Genomic DNA, 22,467 nt, shown 5'->3' with positions numbered 1-22,467 from the left:
TTGATTATAGATCTAAGCAAATTGCCAATCAAGCATTTTGGGCTTGCTCCAAAAAGGCCCGAATTGCGCCATAGGCAATTTCTGGTTGCTCCAGCACGCTCATATGCCCAGCATTGGGAATTGTGACCAAGCTGGCGTGAGGCAAGGCATTCACCATCGCATGGGCATCGTGGGGCGTGGTAATTTGGTCGTCGTTGCCAACAATCACTAAGCTTGGCATCGCCATCGTCGAAAGATATTGGGTTGAGTCGGGGCGACTAGCCATCGCATGGGCGGCGTTGGCAATCGTTTTGGGATTGGTCGTGAGCATCATACTGTTGAGTCGTTCAACCAAACGCTGATCTTCGGCGTTGGCTGGGCTAAGCAATTTGGGCAACATTTGGGCAGCAATCGGCGCAGCGCCTTCGCGGAGAGCGGTCTCAGCAGTTTTAAGCCGATTTTGCTTGGCTTCGTAGTTGTCGGATGTGGCTTTGGTATCAATCAACACCATTGCCCACAAATGCTCGGGATAGCGCCGCGCCAAATTCAAAGCAATATAGCCACCCATTGATAAACCCAGCACCGCAGCGCGATCGATGCCCAAGCGATCCAATAATTCGATCAAATCGTTGGCCTGATCGTCGAGCGTCCAACTATCGCTGCCACTTGATTCGCCAAAGCCGCGCAGGTCGGGGCTAAGCACTCGATAGCGACTGGCTAAAGCCATGCGGGCTTCATCCCACATCGAGCGGTTGAACGGGAAGCCATGGATACACAGCACGACCTCGCCATCACCAGTATCGTCGTACATCAAACTACGACCACGAACGTCAATCGGGGGCATGAGCAAGCTCCTTCCAAAACAATACACTCGTTGATCGTGGACGCGGTACAATAGCATGCTAGGAGGGTCATTATGGATTGGCAACTTTATATGCGTCCAGGGTGTCATTTATGCGACGAAGCCGAGCATTGGCTAGAACCACTAGCCCACGAGTTTCAGGCTCGGCTGGTCTGTATCAATATTCTCGATGAGATAACGGTGTATGAGCGTTATAAGTATAAGATACCTGTGCTGCAAATTGCAGCCCAATTTTGGTACTATCCGTTTAATGAGACCCAAATTCGTGCGTCACTTCACTCCCAACCTAGCCCAAATCAAGGAGTTTAACCATGCTAGGCCGTTTAGCCTCATTTGGATTAATTGTATGCTTGCTGGCTGCATGTGCCAGTCAAACCAACTCCACAGCACAAAGCCTGCCAGCCTCAGCCGTAAGCCTCGCCCAAAATTTAAGTTTGGCCGAAGGCACAGTGCAAATTGGCGAGCAAATTCCCGAGCTGAGCTATGAGCAAGCAGGCAAAAAAGTCACGCTTAGCGATTTTCGCGGCAAAGTCGTGGTGCTCAATTTTTGGCAAACCACCTGCGTGCCATGCCGCACCGAAATGCCTGATTTCGAGGCAATTGCCCGCGAACGCCAAGATGTGGTCTTTATTGGTGTGAACAAAGATGAAAATGCCGAGGTTGTGCAGCGTTTTGCCAGCGAAGTTGGGGTAAGCTATGTATTGCCACTCGATCACGATGGCAGCATTAGCAAAGCCTTTAATGTCAATTATCTGCCCACAACCTACTTTATCGATCGCGATGGGCTGGTGCAAAAAATCCATGTCGGAGCCATCAGCCGCTCGCAAGCCAATAAGCTGATCAGCGATTTTGGGCAACCCTAAGCGCTGAAACCAAACCCCAAGTAGCAGGAGTAAGCCCGATCATGAATGAGCGTGATCTCAATCGGTTAGTGCTTGAAAAGGCCAAGCAACAAGTTGAAGCCCACAAAGCCGAGCGCGAAGTCATTGTGCAAGAGGCGCGGAAGCCAAAACCGCTGCCAGAGCGCGACGAACGCCCAGCTTTGTGGGGCTTGCTCGGCGTATTGTTGACCTTGACCATCGCTGGCCTGTTTTTGATTCCAGGCGGTTTCACCGAAAAACTCAGCTGGGTGGTGCATGGCGTTTGCTCCAAGGAACATACGCTGAGCCTCGGCGGCACGATGATGCCGCTCTGTCAGCGCAATACTGGCTTATATAGCGGTTTCTTGGCGACGATTATCACCTTGGTTGCCATGGGCCGTGGCCGAGCCGCCAAATTGCCACCATTGGCAATTGGCATCGTGCTGATTCTGAGCGTCGGCTGGATGGGCAGCGATGGCTTTAACTCGCTGCTGCTTGATATTGGCAACTACAATCTCTACACGCCGCAGCCAATCTTGCGGATTCTCTCTGGCTTGGCGATGGGCATTAGCATGGGCACGATGATCTTATTTGCCTTCAACATTAGCGTGCGTGCCAACGCCCGTACCGACCAACAAATTATTAGTGGTTGGCGCGATTACGCGATTTTGGTGGCGGTAGCGGTTTGTCTGTTTGTGCTGACCCAACTGGCCTCGCCATTTATCGCCTATCCTTTGGCAATCTTCAGCACGGTGGGCATTCTCAGCGTGATGTTTATCGTCAATATTATGATTATTGCGATGATTACCCGCAGCGAAAATACAGTTGTGCGCTTGACCCAACTGGCCCGCCCAGCCATGGTTGCCTGCGTCATGACGGCAATTGAATTTGGCTTATTGGCGTGGCTGCGAATCATCATGGAACGCTCAGTGGCTTAGTGAATTTTTTGGAGGTATCTTGGCATGCCACAGGCTGCAATTAATGGCATTACACTCAATTATGAAGTCGCTGGAACTGGCGCACCCTTACTGTTAATTATGGGTTTGGGCGGCACGCTCGACGGCTGGCGCAAAGAATTGCCATTTTTAACTGACCATTTTCAAGTGATTTATTATGATAATCGTGGGGTTGGCCAAACCACTGCCCCAACCGATTTCACCGCCTATAGCATGGAGCATTTTGCCGCCGATGCAATTGGCTTGCTTGATCATCTTGGCATCGAGCGCGCCCACGTTTGGGGTGTTTCAATGGGTGGCATGATTGCCCAACATGTGGCGTTGAATTACCCTGAGCGGGTACAAGGCTTGGTGTTGGGATGCACGCTCTCGCATTACACCAACGACCCAAGCGCGATTCCAACTCTGCCCGCCGAGTTTCAGGCCGAAGCCAGCAACCTTGCCCCAGAGGCGTGGGTGTTGGAATTGATGCTCAGCGGAACCCAAAAAAGCGCCGAGCAAGTGATGCAAGATAGCGTACGCTTTAATTTCGCTCCTGCCTTTGTTGCTGCCCATCCCGAGCTAATCGAGGAATATATTGAGGTTGGGATGCGCAATCATGGCCCAGCGCATGGCTTTATGGGCCAATGGAGCGCGATTATGAACCACAGCACAATCGAGCGCCTGCCTAAGCTTCAGCACCCGACGCTGGTGCAACATGGCGATGCCGATGCCTTGGTACCGATTGGCAACGGGCGATTGCTGGCATATTTGCTGCCTCATGCAGAATTCCAGTTAATTCCTGGGAGCGGTCATTGCTATTTCATCGAGCAGCCAGAGCTAGCCAGCCAAGGAGTCAAAGCGTTTTTGCAAAGTCTCTAAGCGTTTAGGCAATTGGTGAGCAGGCTGTGCGACCAGCCTGCTTCTTTTTTTAGCTAAGGAACCCTGCATGCAGCCAAAGTACCGAGCTTGGTTGGCCGGAGCCAAAGCCGAGCTACCAATTATTATGGGCGGAATTCCGTTTGGAATTATTTATGGGGTTACTGCATTAAAACTTGGCTTATCGCCATGGTTCATTCAAGCCATGTCGACGATCGTATTTGGCGGCTCCTCGCAGATGATTATTGCTCAAATGTTTGGCTCATTCGCACCCAATCTGGCGATTATTCTCACATCGACGGTGGTCAATTTGCGCCATGCCTTGTATAGCGCCTCGCTTGCGCCATATGTACAACCGCTCAGCCGTTGGTGGAAGGTGCTGTTGGCCTATTTGCTGACCGATGAGGCCTATGCGGTAGCGATTACCAACTATCAAGAACGTAACGACCCTGAGCATGGCCATTGGTTCTTTTTTGGAGCTGGCTTTATGCTCTGGATCTCATGGCAAGTCAGCACCGCAATTGGCATTTTGGTTGGCAGCCAACTTCCGCCCATGCCAGTCTTGGATATTGCCGCAGCCTTAACATTTATTGGCATTTTGATCCCAATCTTGCGTGATAAAGCACTGATTGCGGCGGCGATAACTGGAGCAAGCGTAGCAGTGCTTGCATCCGGCTTGCCTTACAAACTCGATTTAATGGCAGCGGCAGTCGTGGGCATTGGGGTTGGCTTAGCGATTGAAGGGAAGCAAGCATGAGTCTGTGGCTCACGATTGTGGTGATTGGCGTGATCACCTTTGCTATTCGCTATTCGTTCATTGGGCTAGTCAATAACGCCGACTTTCCAACGATCGTTCAGCGCGGCCTGCGCTTTGTGCCAGCGGCAGTGTTGGCGGCGATTATTGCTAGTGATTTAGCGATCAGCAATAAACAAATTGATCTGATTAATCCCAAAATGGCTGCTGGGGCAGTTGCGATTATTGTGGCCTGGTATAGCCGTCAAGTAATACCGACCCTAGTTGCTGGATTTATCGTGTTTTTGCTGCTCAATTAGTTGCAGGTCGGGCAGTTCTCCCGTAGAATAGAGAGGCAGCATCCTTGATCGACAAAGGAGACGACACAATATGCAGCTGATTGGCAATCTGGGCATTTTAGGCTTTGGCTTGGCGCATCTTGTGCTTGGAGCCGTTTTATTAGCGACAGGCTATCGCACCCTGACCAAAGAAATTATTCCACGCTTAATTGAAGCCCGACCAAGCGTCGGTGCACGCGTCGGAGCAGTTTTGGGTGGGGTCGGTTGGACAGTCGCCGTTGCGCTGTTTTGCTTCCTGGTTGCGGGGCGGGCTGCCCAAATGGTGTTATAAGCCATTTATTGCAACGCTCAACGAATCAACAACAGCATAATCGCATTGATCGTATCAACACTATTTACACTGAGGCATTATGCGTTCATCGATTCGTCAACGTTTTGGCTTGGGCCTGATCATCCTTGTGATTGTGGTGGGCAGTGCCAATGTTATTGCGCGCTGGTCACTGGGCAAGTATCGAACTGATGTCGAGTCGCTGATCGATCAAACGATTCCGCAGCTCGATTCATTATTGCGTTTGCAAACCAGCGCCCAAGGCGTTACCCAAAATACGCTTGCCTTTTTACAAACCAACGACGATCAATACTTGCTCTCGCGCACGGGCTGGGTGCGTGAAACTGAACGCCTGATTGGCGTAATGGATGGCTTAACTGGCGATACCAACCAGCCAACTCAAGAATCGTATGTTGCGCTACGCCGCTCGGTGCAATCAATTATTGAAGATACCCAACTCTTTATCGACAAAGCTTCTACAGACGACCCCCGCGTGATCGAGCGCCGCTTCGACCAAGTGCGCGATTTGAATTTATCCTTCGATACCCGCTTCAAAGCCTACCGCGATTTAGTCACCGATGAGGGCGTTCAACGCCGCGCCAATATCTCCAACAACCCCTTGCGCTATATGAACGTGCTTGGGATAATTGCCGTTTTAGCGCTGATTGGGCTGATGGCTTTATTCCAATATATGGTGTTCAAGCCAATTCGCGCCTTACAACAAACCGCCCAAACCGTCGCTGCTGGCAATTATCAGCAGCGAGCTGAGGTCAAGCGCCTCGATGAAATTGGCGATGTGGTGGTGGCCTTCAACCATTTGCTCGATAGTATCAACAGCGAGCAGCAAGCATTACGCGATCAGGTTGAACGCGTCGATCAAGCGCGCAACGAGGCCGAAACAGCCCGCAGCGATGCAGCCGCGCAACTTGAAACGATTCAAAATCAACGGGCAATTATTCGCTCGATGAGTGTGCCAATTTTGCCTGTTGGCAAGCGCATGTTGGTTGTGCCATTGATTGGCGAACTCGGCCCGCAACGGCTAAAAACCTTGCAAACCAACGTCCTTGGCCGCATCTCAAGCGACCGCCCACGCTGGATTATTATCGATGTCACGGGCGTGCCAGTGATCGACAATCTGGTCAGCCAAGCCTTCTCAGAGCTGATCGATAGCGTGCGGCTGTTGGGTAGTGAGCCAATGCTGGTTGGCATTCGGCCAGAAGTTGCTCAAGCCTTAGTTTCCACCGGCATGAATTTCAATAGTTTGGTGGTTGAGGCAACCTTGCAAGCAGGCATTGCCTACGCCGAACGTCACAGCTAGAGGTTAAGATTCCCACACCCCAACCCCTCTCCCACTGAGCGGGCGAGGGGCTTTAACGCCGTGGTTCTACCATAAGCTGATCCCCTCACCCCAACCCCTCTCCCACTGAGCGGGCGAGGGGCTTTTGGTTCTTTCGTCCTGCCATAGACTGATCCCCTCACCCCAACCCCCTCTCCCACAGAGCGGGCGAGGGGCTTTTAGTTCTTTGGTGCTGCCATAGGCTGATCCCCTCACCCCAACCCCTCTCCCACAGAGCGGGCGAGGGGCTTTAATCCCGTGGTTTTTGCATGATTGGTGGTAAAAACGGGTGCTCCCCCTCGCCCGCGTTCAGTGGGAGAGGGGGCTGGGGGGTGAGGGAACCTCAATTATTGGCGATTCATGGCGTGAATCATCTTCAGGCCTTCGTGGGTCAGCCATGGGTCAACATGGTCGATCACATGGGTTTCGCTCGCGATAATATCAGCAATTACTTCTGCCTGGCCGCCAGTTGCCACCACCGTACCACGCGCACCCAACTCCTGCCACATGCGGGTGATCAAGCCTTCAACCAACCCAGCATAGCCCAAAACAATCCCCGATTGCATATAGTGCGAGGTGTTTTTGCCAATCACGCGCGGCGGGCGAGCTAATTCGACGTGATAGAGCTTGGCCGCAGCTCGAAACAGTGCATCAGCAGAGATGCCAATGCCTGGTGCAATTGCCCCGCCAATATAATCGCCTTCCGCAGAAATCACATCAAATGCGGTTGCCGTGCCAAAGGCAATCGCAATCACTGGCCCGCCGTAGCGGCGAAAGGCTGCGACCGAGTTGGCAACCCGATCAGCGCCCAATTCGCGTGGCGTATCGATCAACAAACGCATGCCAGTTTTGATGCCTGGGCCAATGACCACTGGATCAACATTCAAATAGGTGCGGCTCAATTCGCTAAAAACACTGGTTAATGGCGGCACAACGCACGAAATTGCGCAACCCTCAATCTGATTAATCGAGATGCCCCGCAGTTCAAACAAACTGCGCACCAAAACCGCATATTCATCGGTTAATTTTTGGCGTTGGGTCGATAAACGCCAATGCGCCACCATCTGATCGCCATCCCATGCAGCGATTTTGCTATTCGTATTGCCAATATCAATCGTAATTAACATGTTGCTTTTTCCACATCAGCGTGAATCAAAAATCCAATCCATTATTGCATACTTTTGCTTTTTCAACTATTTTTAACAATTCGTCAATGCACGCAGCAGCGAAACAATGATAATATAAGCACAGAATTAGCTCTTTTTTGGCTAGGGAGCGTACCCGTGGCCGTTCAAGTTTGGATTGGCGAAAAGCCCGAACACCCCAATGAGCGCAAAGCAATTATTGCCTTAGCCAACGGTCTCGACCGCTTGGAAGGCCTATACGTCATGCTGGCGAATTTTAGCGTCGGTGGCCATACCATTGACCTTGTGGTGTTGAAGAACGATGCAGTCTTTATTGTCGAAATGAAGCACTGCGATGGCAAGGTTTATGGTTCGGTCAATGGCCGCTGGAAGGTTGTCAGTAGCTCAGGTTCGGTCAAATGGCTCAATCAAGGCCGCAAAAATCCCTACAATCAAGTGATTGCCTATTACTATGCGGTGCGGAATTTCTTGCACGACCATCAGCACGAGATTATGTCGGAGCAAAAGGCCAGCCAAACCGATTTTCGGGCGTGTAAGCGCCTGATCGTAATCTCGCCTATTTTGGAGCGCGGCTCGGAAATTAATCTCGATTGGCGGGTAAATGTTAAAGGCTTGGATGAATTACCAACCCACTTGGTCACTGAGCGCACCGACGAAATTAGCTTCACCGACGAGGAAATGCTCAAAATTCCACGCTTGCTGAATTGCTCGATCTGGGAAGAAGTTAATCAATTGGTGGCTGGGGTTATGCCAGCGTGGGATGATACACCCTCTGATCCGCCGCCGCCAGTCGTCGTGCCCGAGCCAATTGTTGTGCCCGAGCCAATCGTCGAGCCAGCATTGCCCAAAACATGGCAACAACGGGTGCGCGATAGTTCGCTACGCACCCGCTTTAATGTGTTGGGTTGGGCGGTTATCTCGCTCTTGTTGATTTTGGTGCTGGTGCAGGGCCGCAACATTACGATTATCTCAAATGCGCCAACGCCCGAGATCTATGGTACGATTCCGGTTCCGGCGGCTTCGCCAACCCCAAGCGGCTGTATTACGACCTTTGGCCAGACCATTCGCAAAGCCCGCGATCCGGTTTCCTATCAATGGTATACGATCGATAGTCGTGCCAGCGAAGAGGCTTATGTGGCAGTAACCCTTGATCGGGTGCAATTTTGCGCCGATCAGATTGTGCTGCATTGGAGTGTGCGCAATACCACCCCGGGCATCGTGCAATTGGGCCTGACGAATAATAATATTGCGGTCAGCGATACCAGCGGCATTGTCTATCGTTTGCGCGAAGAACGCCAAACCATCCGCGTGCGCAACGGCAAAATGAGCACTGGCACGGCAACGATTCCACGCTCAGTCAATTCAAATGCCAATACGTTGACCATCGAATTGCTCAGCGAGCCATTTGGCGGCCAATTGTGGACGGTGCAAGTACCGAAGAAGTAAGAACATAGAGCATAGAACATAGAGCATAGGCGTTGGGGATACAGAGAAAAGGATGAAGTACGAGGGATGAAGAGCATAGAGCATAGGAGTTGGGGATTGGGATAGAGGGGCTGGGGGGCGAGGGGTCAGGATTCAGGCTATAGGCTATGTGTACTGGTTCATTGGATTGGCAATCGTGTCCCCTCACCCCCCAGCCCCCTCTCCCACTGGACGCGGGCGAGGGGGAGCACCTGTTTTCACCACGCCGTGCGGCAGAACCGCGGGATGAAAGCCCCTCGCCCAGCGGATGGGAGAGGGGTTGGGGTGAGGGGATCAGGCGGTGGTTAACCTGATGTACCAGTACACATAGAACATAATCAAAGCAATCTGTGGCTAAAAACAGCCTTCGTGCTCTTCGCGGTTTCAACTGTTGACCTTTGACTTAGGAGTCGGATTATTTAACGCAGAGGCGCAGAGAAACGATGGCTATTGGCAATCGGAACATATGATGATAAATGATTGCTGAATTCAATAGCCTACAGCCTATAGCCTATAGCCACACGACCCTTCGCGCTCTTCGTGCTCTTAGCGGTTTCAACTTTTTGACTTCTGACTTTTGATCTTTGCTTTTGACTTTACTATGGCGCAACTAACTGGCAACTTAGAACGCATCACCTATCGCTCGGAAGAAACGGGATATACCGTGGCGCGTTTGAAAGCCCAGGGTCAGCGCAGCGTCATCACGGTTGTTGGGCGCTTGCCCGATGTGCAAGTGGGCGAAAGTTTACAACTCGAAGGCGAATGGACTGAGCATCGCACTCACGGGCGACAATTTGAAGTCAGTAGCTATCAGACCACCCGCCCAACCGGCAACGAAAGTATTGTGCGCTACTTGGCCTCTGGCTTGTTGCCAGGCATCGGCCCAGTTAATGCCCAACGCATTGCCGATACCTTTGGCGAAACAACCCTCGATGTGCTCGACCAAACCCCCGAACGCTTGCGCGAAGTCAAAGGCTTGGGCACCAAGAAAATCGCTGCAATTATCGCCGCGTGGCAGGAGCAACGCTCAATCAAGGCCTTGTTGGAATTAGGCCAAGCAGTTGGGCTGACCACAGGTTTGGCGCTGCGGATTTTCCGCCATTACGGCGAGCAAGCCAGCCAAATCGTGCAATACGACCCCTATCGGCTAGCCTTGGAGATCGAAGGCATTGGCTTTCCAACCGCCGACCAAATTGCCCAAGCCTTGGGCGTAGCCCGTGATGCGCCAAGTCGGGTGATTGCTGGCTTGCGCTATACACTTGGCACGGTTGCCAATAGCGAAGGCCATTGTGCCCTGCCCCAAACAACATTAATCGAGCAAACTCAGGCGATTTTGGAATTACCGCGGAGCGTGATTGCTGAACAATTGACGCTCGCAACTGAATCAGTCTTGTTGGTGCTTGATGGCGATTTGGTTTATTTGCCAGCCTATTATCATGCCGAAACTGAATTGGCCGCCAACCTACGGCGTTTGCAGGAATTGCCCAGCGCAATTCAACTGCGTTTCAAGCAGCAAAGCGATGCAATTATTCTGCGCCAATTGCATAATGCCAATTTCGATTTGAGCCAACGCCAAGCAGAAGCAGTGTTGGCCGTGTTGCGCTCAAAAGTGGTGTTGCTGACTGGTGGGCCTGGCACTGGCAAAACAACGACGGTGCAGGCGATTTTGGCTTTGTTGCAACAGGTAGGTTTGCGCACAATTTTGGCCGCGCCCACTGGTCGCGCTGCCCGCCGCCTCAGCGAAACAACCAATCATCCTGCCGCCACGCTGCACCGCACCTTGGAATATGCTGGCGGCGCTGGCAACGATCGCTGGGGCCGCAATGAGCACAATCCCTTAGCCGCCGATTTGGTGGTGATTGACGAAACCTCGATGCTTGACATTTTGTTGGCGCATCATGTAGTTAAGGCCTTGGCTCCAACCACGCATTTGCTTTTGGTTGGCGACCCCGATCAATTGCCAGCGGTTGGGGCGGGCGCGGTGTTGCGCGATTTATTGGCGAGCAACAGCATTACCACCGTGCATTTGGATACGATTTTTCGCCAAGCCGCCGATAGCCAAATTATCACCAATGCCCATGCGATCAACCAAGGTCAAATGCCGAGCGTCAATCGCGGCGATTTTTATTGGTTTCCGCGCAGCAACCCCGCCGAATGTAGCGCGATGATTGTTGAGTTGTTGACAACTCGCATTCCGCGCCAATTTCCCCAATTCGATCCCTTGCGCGATATTCAAGTATTGGCGGCAACCCATCGCGGCGCAGCGGGTGTGCTCGAACTCAATAGCCAACTCCAAGCTGCGCTCAATCCGGCCAAGCCAAATCTCCACGAAGCAACCCTTGCGGGAACGCTATTTCGCGAAGGCGATAGGGTGATACAGACCCGCAACAACTATGATCTCGATGTCAGCAACGGCGATTTAGGGCTAATTCAAACAATCGACCACGATCAACGCACCGTCAGCGTCTATTTTGATGATACGCGCACGGTGGTTTATAAATGGAATGAATTTGATGAAGTGGCCTTGGCCTATGCGATTAGCGTGCATAAAGCCCAAGGTTCGGAATACCCTGTGGTGATTGTGCCAATGTTGCGTTATTACAATGTGCTGCTCAATCGACCTTTGCTATATACGGCAATTACCCGCGCCCGCCAATTGGTGATTTTGACTGGCGATTGGCAGGCTGTCGAGTTTGCCATTGCCCAGCGCCGCAGCATCCAACGCATTACTGGGCTGATGCAGCGGGTTACAGAACATAGAACATAGGCGTTGGGGATCGGCTGTTGGGGGCTGGGGATTGGCAACGAGATTCATGCCCTCACCCCCAGCCCCTCTCCCACTGAACGCGGGCGAGGGGAGCACTGTTTTCGTGGTTCCCCCTCGCCTCGCGGGCGGGAGAGGGGGTTAGTGGGTGAGGGGAAATCGGTAGTTAACGCAATGAACCATTACACATAGAACATAGGCGCTGGGGATCGGTAATTGGGGATTGGGGTTGGCTATGGGCTATCAGCAAATAATCAAAAATAATCTGGGCAATCTGTGGTTAAAAACGTTCTTCGTGATCTTCGCGGCCTTCGCGGTTTCCGTGCTTCGTGTCCCTTCGTGCCCTTCGTGGATCAACTCAGCTCTAAACTCGATAGACAACGCCCAAGAATCACATATGCTAAATAGGATCAGTCGTTTTAGACTAGATTTTTAGGTTTTTGCTCGCAGTTTGGGGCGTATAATGCGCTTAACTGGAGTTTTGTAGTGGACGATGTGCCAGCGTTGTCACATCAGTAAGGAACATCATGGGAAACTTTCTTTTAGCAATGCTGCGTGGGTTTATTGGGCGTTGCCCGTTGTGCGGCAAGGGTAAGCTGTTTCGCAGTTATTACGATATTCACCCAAACTGTAGCGTTTGCGGCGTTGGCTACGAAGCCACGGGTAACCAAAGCACTGGCGCAATGGGCATTAATATTGTGCTCACCATCTTTTTGGGCTTTATTGGCGGCATTTTCTTGGTGATTTATGCCAGCGACCAGCTGATGATGGGCTTATTGGCCTTGTTGGTTGTCATGTCGATTTTTCATATTATCTTCTATCGCTTTGCCCGTGGCCTGTGGCTGGGCCTGATGGTGGCAACTGGCGACCTTGAAACTGGCAAAGACGAACGCGGCTAAAATAAATAATAATGCGGGATGAAGATGCATACTTCATCCCGCATTGTTGTTATTGCTCACAGCCAACACGATAGGCATCAAGCTCACGATGTTTGAGCATGGCATTAATGCCCAATTGGCGGGCTTGGGGGCAAAATTGGCTGGTTTGCGCCCCAGTATCAGTATATTCAATCGCAAAAACTGGCTTGCCAGCAGCAATAAATGGGCTTAATTCGCCACACCAACCTTGATCAAAACAATCCTCGGTTAAGGCCCAATCGTAGTATGCCAACAACTCGTCAACTTGCTCGGAATCGTTTTTGAGGCCAATCGATAAGCCATGGCTATGGGCTTCGTTGGCCAACCAGCGATTATAGACCAATTGATCGTTGGCGGTCAGGGGAAAGCCAGTTGGGTTTTGGTAGCCATTAATATTATCCGGCTCGATACCATCAAAGCCTTTGCTTTTGCATTCGTCCATTCGTGCCCGCATAATCGGCGCAAGCAGCTCAATTTGGCGAATATCAAGCCATTTTTCACCAAGCCAGCCTTCATAATCGTTGCCCAACACGCTGCTCGGAAAAGCATTGGCATCAGATCGCCAATCTTCCCACGCGCCAACATTGATATAGCACACAACTTTGTGACCTTGGCTCTGCAATTGGCTCACAGTTGCGCTGCTCGTATCAAACAAATCCAGATCATACACAGTTACCGCATGCGAAAGATCAAGCGGCATGCCACTAAATTGCAGTTGCATGGTCGAATTGACCGCTGGTTGCCACCACGCATTGCGCTGGGCGATTGGCACGAATGCTCGTTGGCTCAGTGGCCGTGCGAACAGTACCGTTACCAATATCAACCCCAAGCCAAGCCCAATTAACCAAAAGCGCCGCATCGTTACCTCACTACTTCGACCCAATCAAGCACAATCCCAAGCTGACGTTGGTCGCTCGCAGGTTCCCATGGTTGGGCCAAAATTTCAATGTGCCGTTCATGCTGGCTGGCAGCGAGTGGTATCTGCAGCACTCGCCACTCAGCTCCAAGCCCATCGACCTGCACACATTGGGCCGCTGCAACACAAATTTGCAGCTTTGCCGCTGGAGCCTCAACAGGCCGTGGATTAGACAAGCGTAAGCGTAACATTGTTGCTTTACCAGCTGGCAAACGAAGCTTGGCCTTGGCCATCGACCAGCGGGCAGTGCTTTCGGCCAAGATTTCAGCGGGATAAAAGCCGTCAATTAAGCCAATATCCACACCAGCGCCCACATCAATCCAATGCTCTGCTGGCCGATCGGCTGCCTGCCATGCGGTCGCCAACAAGCTGCTGCTATCAACATATTGATTGGCCCATGCTTCGCTGGCAGCAGTTTGATCGCCCCGTTCAAGCAAATATTGACCTAGGCGATAGTAGGCCAAGGGATAATCGTGATTGTGATTGGTTGCGGCAAGATAGGCTTCGAGGGCTGCATCTGGTTGGCCAAATTGCGCTTTGATTGCGGCAAAAGCCAACCAACTATCTGCTGAGGGCAAAATGCTGAGGGCCTTTAAACTAGCGGCTTCTGCTTGAGGCAAATCGCCAGCAGCCAGCGCTTGATCTGCACGCCAATCCCACCAACCACGCTGAACTTGTTGTTGCAGCAATTGCCACGGCGAATGATCGATAATCACCCAACCAATAATTAACCCAAGCGCAGTTGCAGCCAAACGCTGCCAAATTGGCGTATTGATGCGTAATTTTGCCAAGCAAAACGCTGCATACATCAGCATAATTGGCCAGAAAAACTGGCGATAACGGGCCTCGCCATGGGTAAACATTGTGCTACCAACGATATAGCCAACCCACAGCAATCCCAACCACCAACGCGCATCACGCGGCGCACGTGCAAAGCCCCACAGCGCCAAAATTACACAAGCGATATACCAAAAATCATCGAAAATTAAAGCCACAAGGAGGTAGGGCAAGGCCACATCGCTATAATAATTGGCTTGCAGAAAGCGATCTTCAATTGGTTTGATACGCCATAGATAAACGGTGTTTGTCCATGGCTTGCGGGCCAAAATACTCGGGTCAGCAGCCAACAACTCGCGACCACGGGCCGAAGCATAATCGGCGCGTTCAGCAGGATTCGGAATGGCAGCAAGGATGGTGTTGATTTCGCTTAGCTCAAGCGGCGGCTCGCTGAAGGCCCAAAGATTATAGGCAAAGCCGGTTTCGACCGTAATCAGGCGACCATAGGCTAGCCAATTGCGCAGCGACCATGGCGCAATAACCGCACAGGCGACCAAGCCCAAGGCCAAGCCATGCTGCACACTGCGCCAACCCCGCCAATTCCACCACATCCAGCCAATCAGTACTGGCAAAAAGGCCAGTGGCAACGAGCGGGTCAAAATTGTTAGGCCAATTGTCAAGCCTGCGAGCATGGCAAAGCGCAATTGCTTGCTGCGCTGCCAACGCAAAATCAGCAACAAACTGCTGGCCCATAGCACATTCCACAGCGTTTCGCTCATCCATAAATTGGCAAAGGTGGCGAAGGTCAGCAAACCGCTTGCCAAGCCAGCTGTCCAAAGGCCCACTTTTTCGGCGTGGGCATGATCGCCAGCCCATTCGCGCCCAAGCAACCACAGCAACCACACGTGCAATACGCTCAACCCGATATTAAACAAGAGGGCAATTTGGGGATCGTTATTGCTCAACCAGAGGGTTGCAGCCAAATACAATGGGTACAGCGGCGCACGCAACCATGGATACGAATCGTAAAAACGCCAGCCATTGCCAGCCAACAAATCGCGGGCGACCGCAAGATATTCAACTTCGTCATTAGCTGGTTGATGGCTTGGCAAGAGCCATAAGGCCAACCGCACCGCCGCCGCTCCAACCAGCAAAAGAATTAATATGAGTCGATAGCGACTGCTTGTCGGCCACCAACGAAAACGCTCATCCATGCAATCAGCCAACCTATTCAAGATGGTGCAGCATTATTGATCAAGTTGTTGGAGTACGTCTAGCGCAGCTTGCACGGTTTGTTTGTGCTGCTCCGCATGGTCGATTGTGGCTGGCAGATCACCTGCTTGCTCGCCATACCAACCAAATTGGGCATGATTACCGCCCTGAATTTCGACCCATGTGGTTGTGGCAGGCATTAATGGGCGGGCTGCGTCAATATCGGCCAAGGTTGCCAAGCCATCGTTGCTGGCGTAAATCATGGTGCTTGCCAGCTGGCGATCAGCCAAATTGTTCGAGGCGGTGGGGTAAGCAGCCAAAAGAATCAGGCCATCGATGGCCTCGCCATGCTCATGGCTATATTTGGCAGCCATCGCCCCGCCCAACGAATGCCCGCCAATCGCCCAATGTTCAATTTGGGGATAGGCTGCAAGCACCGCATCGGCGCGATTCGCGCCAAAAATTGCCATATTCAGCGGCATTGGCACAATCACCACCAAATAGCCATTTTGCGCCAATTCGTGAGCCATTGGCGCATAGGCAGCGGCTTCAACTCGCGCCCCAGGGTAAAAAACAAAGCCAGTTGTGGGCGCAGTGGTTGGCTCAAAAACCAGCCAATCGCCTTGGGTGACGGTGACATTTTGATCCGAAACTAATGCCGCAGTTGCGGTAGGCATTGGTTCAGCGGCCATGCTTGCCCAAAACACAAAGCCCAGCCCAAAAAGTACAACGATCGTCAGCAAACCAAGGGCAATCCGTTTAACAATTCTCATAGCGCGAACTCCTGAATGCGATTCAGTTTCATTCTACGCGCAATCCATCCTCAAGGATGAGAGCAAAGAACAGAGAGCATAGAGCAAAGGACATAGATGGAATGGTTTATTGGATTAGCAACGAGGAGCGTTCCCTCACCCCCCAACCCCCTCTCCCACTGAACGCGGGCGAGGGGGAGCACTGGTTTTTACCGACGTATTGTGCAAGAACCACGGCGTTAAAGCCCCTCGCCCGCGCCGTGGGAGAGGGGTTGGGGTGAGGGGAATCGACTGGTTTTTACCACACGTTGCCGCAGAACCACGCGTTTAAAGCCCCTCGCCCGCGCCACGGGAGAGGGGTTGGGGTGAGGGCATGCACCACACGTTGCTACAGAACCACGCGTTTAAAGCCCCTCGCCCGCGACGTGGGAGAGGGGTTGGGGTGAGGGGCTCTTAAAATCAACCCTTAAGCTTGAGATTGGCTTGATTGCGCATGCAATCAGCGGTTGTATGGTATAATAGCCGTTACCGCATCGCCAAGATGGGGTCATAACCATTTGCGCCTACTGTAATGACTCTTTATTAGAACCATGCCCTAGCTATTTGGGGCTTGGTGGAGAACACAGACCGATATGCCAATTGATGTTAAATCAATTCGACTCGGTGAAACTGGCTTGGAACGTCTGATCCAATGGTTGCGGACATCCAACCAGCCTCAAACGTTAGAAGCGATCACCGCGAAATATGTCGAAATTTTGCGCTCGCTGGTGGTTGAGGAGGAAGGGCGATGAGTAGTCCAACCAATGCACCGGCTCAACCAACATGGAATGGTAGCAGCGAGCAGCAAACGCTGGCTGAGCGTGCCTTCAATGTGATGATGCTGCAAAGTGCCTTTTTTCCCGAAAATGTTCCGGTTCGCCAAACGGTAGCCAATCTTGCCGCGTTTATCGCGAGCCAAGATGGGGTTGATGCCAGTGCCTTAGAAGCCAGCATTAGCGCCGCCCTTGAAGCCAATAGCCAAATTTTTCGGCGCATTGACGAGGGCGAGCAAGTGGTGTATGCCACGACCCGCCTCGGCTACTACACCGAGCCTCAAATCGATACACGCCATAGCTTTGCCAAACGGCTGCACGAGCCAGAAAATCCCTTGCCAATCGATGATTTGAGCGTGGTGATTACCCGTACTCGCCCTGCTTTAACCACGATTGAGCCAGTATTTATCTCGGATTATTGGCAGCAACGCTCGCCAACCACTGGCGAAGAAGGCGAAATTATCAATCCAGTCGCCCCAGCTTTGGCTAGCACCAATGTTGACGCTGATGAGGATGAAGCTTTCGAAGAAGTTGTTGCACCAGTCGAAGCTGCGCCAGTTGCGGTTGCGCCAACAATCGTTGTTGAAAAGCCAGCTCCAGCTCCGGTTGCCAACGCAACTTCGTTGGTGCTGCCAAACGGCGAGGCGCTTGATTTTGCCCAATCAGTCGAAGCAATTTTGGCCGATCATGGCAATACGATTCAAGCAGCCTTATCGCAAGCAATCGATAATGACCCATTGCGCCGGATTGTGGCCTTTGGCGATGAATATTTTGCTGAAGAAAATATCCCAACCCTCAGCAAAGGCGATTTGCGCCGCATCCGCGAGTATATCGTGGAGCAAGGCGAGCCAATGCCCGATACGTCAATTTTGAGCGATGTTTACTATCGAAATCCCCGCGATAACGATTATGTAACCTTCCGCTTTGCTTTGAACTATCGGCTGAATCGCGAAAAAGATTTCGAGTTTGTTGGGGTGCAAGGCGCACGCTTGTGGAGCGCCAAAGGCTTGCCAGCAGTTGGCACCAAACGCTTGAAAACCAGCGAGCTTGGTCAGTTCTATAGCTTCCTCGAAGAAACTCCGCAATTCGATGATAGCTTGAGCCAAACCAGCGCCGATGATATTAAGCAAAATCGCCAACTTAGCCGCTTCTTGAGCTTCTTCGAATGGGAATACGGCGTATTGCCCTACGATGCAGCCTTGAAGGCGTTGTTGCCACAACCATTATTGCCAGAACAACGCACGGCTATTTTGCGGATCGAATCACCACAGCACTATAGTTTCTACTTGGCTGAATTGCGCTACCCAACCGCCAACCGCGGTGGCTGGCTGCATGGCCTCGAAGATTTCTTCAAGGAACATTTGGTGCCTGGCGCGTTGATTACGCTTTCGGCAACCGATGACCCAAGTGTTTGGACGCTGCAATACGAAGAAACCAGCGGCGCTGAAGTGAAATTGTTGCAACAAGACGATAAAAAAGGCCGCTACGCCTTCGTTAAGCACAATTTCTACTGCGATGCTGATAACGATTTGATTGCCAGCCAAGAGCGCTTGCCACGGCTCAAAAACATGAAGGTCTTGACTTCGGGCGAACGCCGCCGCTTAGCCACAACCGCTGGCTATGTGTTGGAGCAAGTTGGACAACCTCGTCCAGGCGATCGCGCTGGCTTCGAGCTAAGCATCGATGATCTGTTCTTGGGGGTCAATGTCCAACGGCCAGCAACCCGCAGCTATTTGCTGGGCGAATTGGCCGAAGAGCAAGATTTCCTCGTCGAGGAAGCGGCAGTTATTTACTTCCCGCCACCAGAAGACGAAACCAGCAGCGATAGTAACACCTTCGACGCTGACGACGAATAAACACACAAAAACGGCTGAGGCAACCACCTCAGCCGTTTTACTTTTAGTCGCTTGTTATTTAATTGCCGCTGGGATGAAAATCTTGGTTGGTGATGCCAGCACGATCAGCGCTGGCCGAAATACATGGACAGTACCAGTGCCTGCATAGCGGCGGCCAGTAAAGGCGAAACTATGCACACCTTGGGGAAGCAAGGCTAAGCCTTGGCTGTTGATCACCCGATCAGTGCCGTCGCCACTATCAGGATAGACATTAAGCCAGCGATCGGTGTTGGCTAGGCCAATCCCATCAATACTGAAGCGGAACAAGCCTTCCCAAGCAGCATCGGTTGGAGCGTTTAATCCAGCTGAGGCATTGCCATCCATAAATACAACCCCATTACCAGTTTGCATGCTACACGAAGCCAAGGGCGAAAATGTGCTTACCGCACTGCTCCAGCTGCCAGCGCCGCCTTGACCACAACGCAGGGCAGTAACTGCTCCTGCTGGAAAGTAAATGATACTCAATGAAGGATCAAAGAGATTAACGGTGCCTGTGCCCGTGCTGCGCCCTGCCAAATACTTAAACGTATGCGTACCGCTGGTAACGGGCATGAGCTGGCTGGTAGCCACCGATTCATCAGTCCCATCGCCAGTATCGGCCTCAATATTTGTCCAGCGATAGCTGCCAGCGACGTTGGTCGTATCAATCGCGAGTCGCGTTTCAACTTCGTAAGCTTGATTGACAAACGAAGCAGAGGCATTGGCGTTCATGTAAACATGGCCAGCTTGAGGTAAATTCAAGCTACAACTGTTAATTTCGGTTAAGGTCTCGCTGCTGGTTGTCCAGTTGCCATTGAGGTTGGCGTTACAGGCTTTAATCGGGCTTGAATTTGGAAAATAGAGTACACTCAAAATTGGATTATAAAGATTGACCGTACCGCTGGCTGAGAAGCGCGAGCCAAGAAAGTAGAAGGTGTGGGTGCCTGCGGTAACCCCAACAATCTTGGAAACCGCTAAGTTTTTATCGGTGCCATCGCTACTGTCGGTATAGATATTGACCCAACGATCAGTGCCAGGATCGCCGCTAATGCTATCGGCTCCCAGCCGAAAAAGCGCTTCATAACTGCTACTCTCGCTCGCAATGCCCAGCGAGGCCGAAGCAGCCAGATAGACAAAACCAGGCTCAGAGAAGGTCAAACTACAACTAACGATTGGAATCAACGCAGCGGAGGTTGTCGTCCAGTTGGCAATCCCACTGCCACATTGGGCAGCGCTGCCGCTAGCTAAAGCGCCATAAATATCTGGCGTTTCCGAGCTTTTGGGATTTGTTTGGTTGATCGTCGTTACGCCGAATGGATCATGGGCGGGCGGGTTGAATTGATTCTTCGCGGAAATCGCTTGTGGTTCTTGGGCTTGGGCAATAATTGGGGAAAGTGCTAGAGCCAACAGGCCGACCGCCGAACACCAACGTCGTACATGCTGCATACATTCCTCCTACTGAACAAAGCGAAGTTCAAAACATAAAGAGGATCAGGCTAAACTTTTATTTCATTACAGCCCAAGCAACACGAATCCATTGTCGCTTGGGCTGTAAGTATTAATCGTCTTCTTCGACGCTCCAAGCATGCACGCCTTGCTTGGTAAACGAGAACGGGCGCACGGTCACACCAGCTTCAATCAAGGCCGCCTCAAGTTGCAGCCGCTTGCTGAATGGCACGCAGAAGCACATAAAGCCACCGCCACCAGCGCCCGACAATTTGCCGCCCCACGCACCTTGGCGTAGCGCAAGATCGTAAATTTCGTTGACAATCGGTGGCGCAATATGCGGTGAAAAGGCTTTTTTAATTTCCCAAGCGTGGTGCAGCAATTTGCCAAATTCTTTGATTTGGCCACGGCGCAAAAGCTTCGCGCCTTCGTCAACCATAGCTTTGGTTTCATCGTGCAGGCGCAAGGTTTCTCCTTCGGTCACGCGCCGCACTTGGTCTTGCACCAAATTATGGGTCAGCAGCTTACGATCGCGCACATAGCCAATGATCAAGCACGATTCTAATTCCAACAAGGCATCTTCGTTGGTTGCAACGCGCTCGATAATAACCTGTGGCCCGCCAAAGTGCTGCACCGCCATGCCACCAAATACCGCCGTATATTGGTCTTGACGACCGCCTGGAATCCCCAAATCAACCCGTTCGATCCGATAAGCCAATTCGGCCATTTCATAGGCATCGAGCTTGAGGTTATAGGCGGTGTCGAGCAATTTGAGCATGCTCACCACCAAAGCCGATGATGAACCCAAGCCTGAGCCTGGCGGTACGTCGCTGAACATGGTAATTTCAACGCCGCTGATTTCAGGGTGGGCATCGATCACCGCTTGGGGCAACGAGAGCTTGCCAGACCATTCGCGCCCAGTCATCGCCCGACTGACCGCACTCAAATCGAGCGAGCGAATCGTGATGCCAGGCTGATCAGTGGGCTTGAGCATACAGCGCACATATTTATCAATCGTACAATTGAGCACCTTGCCGCCATGTTCTTCTGCATAGGGGCTAACATCAGTGCCCCCACCAAAAAAACCAATCCGCATTGGTGCTTTCGCTTTAAATAATTTCACACGCTACTCCTTGAGCCATGCCAAACGCACGCGGCATAGCGATGAGGGTTGGTTGGCACAACAAAACGCCATCGCAGGCAATGGCGCTTTATGGTAGCAGATTTTAGCAATCTGCATGTTTTTTGCGAGCGGCTTCAGGCTGACGGTTTAGCGCAAGCGTTTGGCCTCTTTATCGGCGTGCGAATAGAGATATTGCAGCCATGTACGGGCATTAAGCGGGCCAAAATCGTTGTGTTCAACCACATCGCTGCTTGGTTGTTCAAGTGCAAAACGTTTGGCCAAGGCAATCGTTTCTTGGCGGGTGGCCTTGAAATCGGCCAACAATTGCGGCCATGAGCGATCTTCTGCTGGCGCATAGGCCTCGTATTCATCGCGATTAAATGGCTCGCCAAAACAGACCTTGAGCCGCTGCGCGCCCCAGCGTTCGATGCCGATAATATGTCGCAGTTGTTGGCGATTTTCAGGCAGATCGCTGGCGTTATTCGTGCGCTGTTCAATCGCTGTACCGCTTTCGGTCAAAAGCTTCTCATAATCGCCATAGGTACGGTTTTTGGCTGGCCGAATGAAATAGAATTGGGCAATGAGCTTGAGAATCAAATTTCGCATACTACCTCGCAAATCAGCTTAGGTGCTAATAGTAGCTTAAATTTAGGGATGAAGGATGAGGGATGAAGTCAAAAGTCAAAAGGCAAAAGTCAGAAGGCAAAAAAGAGTATAGAACAGAGGAAAGGATGAGGGATGAAGGCAAAAAGAACATAGAGCATAGAACATAGAACATAGAGCATAGGTGTTGGGATCGGTAATTAGGACTGGAGATGGGTTTCTTAACGCAGCGGCGCAGAGAAACGATGGCTATGGGCTATATGTAATGGTTTATTGGGTTGGCAACCAGCGTCATGCCCTCACCCCCAACCCCTCTCCCACTGAACGCGGGCGAGGGGAGCACGGGTTTTTACCGACGTATTGCGCAAGAACCACAACGTTAAAGCCCCTCGCCCATCCGATGGGATGAGGGGATCAGGCCATGGTTAACCTCATGTACCAATACAGCTAT

Annotated in this window: 20 protein-coding genes; 12 read left to right on the top strand and 8 right to left on the bottom strand. The window is 51.8% G+C overall.

The window, feature by feature from the left end; all coding sequences use genetic code 11:
* Positions 1–28: 28 nt before the first annotated feature.
* Complete coding sequence (locus ACFMKP_RS00260) at positions 29–823, bottom strand: alpha/beta fold hydrolase (RefSeq protein WP_204757348.1); 795 nt, start codon at positions 821–823, stop codon at positions 29–31.
* A gap of 72 nt (positions 824–895) precedes the next feature.
* On the opposite strand from ACFMKP_RS00260, the gene ACFMKP_RS00255 reads away from it, so the two are divergent.
* The 8 genes from ACFMKP_RS00255 to ACFMKP_RS00220 all read left to right on the top strand — a co-directional run bounded on the left by ACFMKP_RS00255 (position 896) and on the right by ACFMKP_RS00220 (position 6,193).
* Positions 896–1,150 carry a glutaredoxin family protein gene (locus tag ACFMKP_RS00255; protein ID WP_204757349.1) on the top strand — a complete coding sequence of 85 codons (255 nt, stop codon included), beginning with the start codon at positions 896–898 and terminating at the stop codon, positions 1,148–1,150.
* Positions 1,151–1,152: 2 nt separating this feature from the next.
* Positions 1,153–1,704: a redoxin family protein gene (locus ACFMKP_RS00250; protein ID WP_382287973.1), complete on the top strand. Its 552-nt coding sequence runs from the start codon at positions 1,153–1,155 to the stop codon at positions 1,702–1,704.
* 41 nt (positions 1,705–1,745) lie between these two features.
* Positions 1,746–2,639 (top strand): DUF2085 domain-containing protein, encoded by an 894-nt coding sequence (locus tag ACFMKP_RS00245; protein ID WP_382287971.1) that lies wholly within the window; start codon positions 1,746–1,748, stop codon positions 2,637–2,639.
* Between the two features lie 24 nt (positions 2,640–2,663).
* Entirely contained in the window at positions 2,664–3,518 is an 855-nt protein-coding gene (locus ACFMKP_RS00240) for an alpha/beta fold hydrolase (RefSeq protein ID WP_382287969.1), read from the top strand.
* Positions 3,519–3,585: 67 nt separating this feature from the next.
* Positions 3,586–4,272, top strand: coding sequence for an AzlC family ABC transporter permease (locus tag ACFMKP_RS00235; RefSeq protein ID WP_382287967.1), 687 nt, complete (start codon positions 3,586–3,588; stop codon positions 4,270–4,272).
* Positions 4,269–4,568, top strand: a complete 300-nt coding sequence (locus tag ACFMKP_RS00230; RefSeq protein WP_382287965.1) for an AzlD domain-containing protein — start codon at positions 4,269–4,271, stop codon at positions 4,566–4,568. The genes ACFMKP_RS00235 and ACFMKP_RS00230 overlap by 4 nt, the downstream gene beginning before the upstream one ends.
* A gap of 70 nt (positions 4,569–4,638) precedes the next feature.
* Positions 4,639–4,878 carry a hypothetical protein gene (locus tag ACFMKP_RS00225; RefSeq protein WP_054536249.1) on the top strand — a complete coding sequence of 80 codons (240 nt, stop codon included), beginning with the start codon at positions 4,639–4,641 and terminating at the stop codon, positions 4,876–4,878.
* A 79-nt stretch (positions 4,879–4,957) separates the two neighbouring features.
* The gene (locus ACFMKP_RS00220; RefSeq protein WP_382287963.1) at positions 4,958–6,193 is read left to right on the top strand and encodes a HAMP domain-containing protein; all 1,236 of its coding nucleotides are present in this window, start codon (positions 4,958–4,960) and stop codon (positions 6,191–6,193) included.
* 365 nt (positions 6,194–6,558) lie between these two features.
* Here ACFMKP_RS00220 and ACFMKP_RS00215 read toward each other — a convergent pair whose 3' ends face one another.
* Complete coding sequence (locus tag ACFMKP_RS00215) at positions 6,559–7,338, bottom strand: type III pantothenate kinase (protein WP_382287961.1); 780 nt, start codon at positions 7,336–7,338, stop codon at positions 6,559–6,561.
* A gap of 156 nt (positions 7,339–7,494) precedes the next feature.
* Between ACFMKP_RS00215 and ACFMKP_RS00210 the strand changes: the two genes are divergently transcribed.
* The 3 genes from ACFMKP_RS00210 (at position 7,495) to ACFMKP_RS00200 (ending at position 12,483) form a co-directional block, all read left to right on the top strand.
* Positions 7,495–8,802, top strand: a complete 1,308-nt coding sequence (locus ACFMKP_RS00210; RefSeq protein WP_382287959.1) for a nuclease-related domain-containing protein — start codon at positions 7,495–7,497, stop codon at positions 8,800–8,802.
* Positions 8,803–9,421: 619 nt separating this feature from the next.
* The gene (locus ACFMKP_RS00205; RefSeq protein ID WP_382287957.1) at positions 9,422–11,587 is read left to right on the top strand and encodes an ATP-dependent RecD-like DNA helicase; all 2,166 of its coding nucleotides are present in this window, start codon (positions 9,422–9,424) and stop codon (positions 11,585–11,587) included.
* Positions 11,588–12,111: 524 nt separating this feature from the next.
* Complete coding sequence (locus tag ACFMKP_RS00200; protein WP_054536244.1) at positions 12,112–12,483, top strand: DUF983 domain-containing protein; 372 nt, start codon at positions 12,112–12,114, stop codon at positions 12,481–12,483.
* A 49-nt stretch (positions 12,484–12,532) separates the two neighbouring features.
* On the opposite strand, the gene ACFMKP_RS00195 is transcribed toward ACFMKP_RS00200, so the two are convergent.
* Genes ACFMKP_RS00195 through ACFMKP_RS00185 form a run of 3 tightly spaced genes read right to left on the bottom strand, consistent with a single transcriptional unit; the run spans position 12,533 to position 16,179 of the window.
* Positions 12,533–13,360 carry an endo alpha-1,4 polygalactosaminidase gene (locus tag ACFMKP_RS00195; protein ID WP_382287954.1) on the bottom strand — a complete coding sequence of 276 codons (828 nt, stop codon included), beginning with the start codon at positions 13,358–13,360 and terminating at the stop codon, positions 12,533–12,535.
* 2 nt (positions 13,361–13,362) lie between these two features.
* Positions 13,363–15,408 (bottom strand): hypothetical protein, encoded by a 2,046-nt coding sequence (locus ACFMKP_RS00190; RefSeq protein WP_382287952.1) that lies wholly within the window; start codon positions 15,406–15,408, stop codon positions 13,363–13,365.
* Positions 15,409–15,441: 33 nt separating this feature from the next.
* Complete coding sequence (locus ACFMKP_RS00185) at positions 15,442–16,179, bottom strand: alpha/beta fold hydrolase (protein WP_382287950.1); 738 nt, start codon at positions 16,177–16,179, stop codon at positions 15,442–15,444.
* A gap of 766 nt (positions 16,180–16,945) precedes the next feature.
* Here ACFMKP_RS00185 and ACFMKP_RS00180 point away from each other — a divergent pair.
* Entirely contained in the window at positions 16,946–18,826 is a 1,881-nt protein-coding gene (locus ACFMKP_RS00180; RefSeq protein WP_382287948.1) for a hypothetical protein, read from the top strand.
* A 54-nt stretch (positions 18,827–18,880) separates the two neighbouring features.
* On the opposite strand, the gene ACFMKP_RS00175 is transcribed toward ACFMKP_RS00180, so the two are convergent.
* The 3 genes from ACFMKP_RS00175 to ACFMKP_RS00165 form a co-directional block, all read right to left on the bottom strand.
* Positions 18,881–20,290, bottom strand: a complete 1,410-nt coding sequence (locus ACFMKP_RS00175) for a hypothetical protein (RefSeq protein WP_382287946.1) — start codon at positions 20,288–20,290, stop codon at positions 18,881–18,883.
* 112 nt (positions 20,291–20,402) lie between these two features.
* Positions 20,403–21,413, bottom strand: a complete 1,011-nt coding sequence (locus ACFMKP_RS00170; protein ID WP_054536238.1) for a GHMP kinase — start codon at positions 21,411–21,413, stop codon at positions 20,403–20,405.
* Between the two features lie 147 nt (positions 21,414–21,560).
* Positions 21,561–22,019 carry a DinB family protein gene (locus tag ACFMKP_RS00165; RefSeq protein ID WP_382287944.1) on the bottom strand — a complete coding sequence of 153 codons (459 nt, stop codon included), beginning with the start codon at positions 22,017–22,019 and terminating at the stop codon, positions 21,561–21,563.
* Between the last annotated feature and the right edge of the window lie 448 nt (positions 22,020–22,467).

It is taken from the genome of Herpetosiphon sp. NSE202 (assembly GCF_042688385.1).
In the GTDB taxonomy this organism is placed as follows: domain Bacteria; phylum Chloroflexota; class Chloroflexia; order Chloroflexales; family Herpetosiphonaceae; genus Herpetosiphon.
This window is presented reverse-complemented; position numbering and strand designations above follow the sequence as displayed.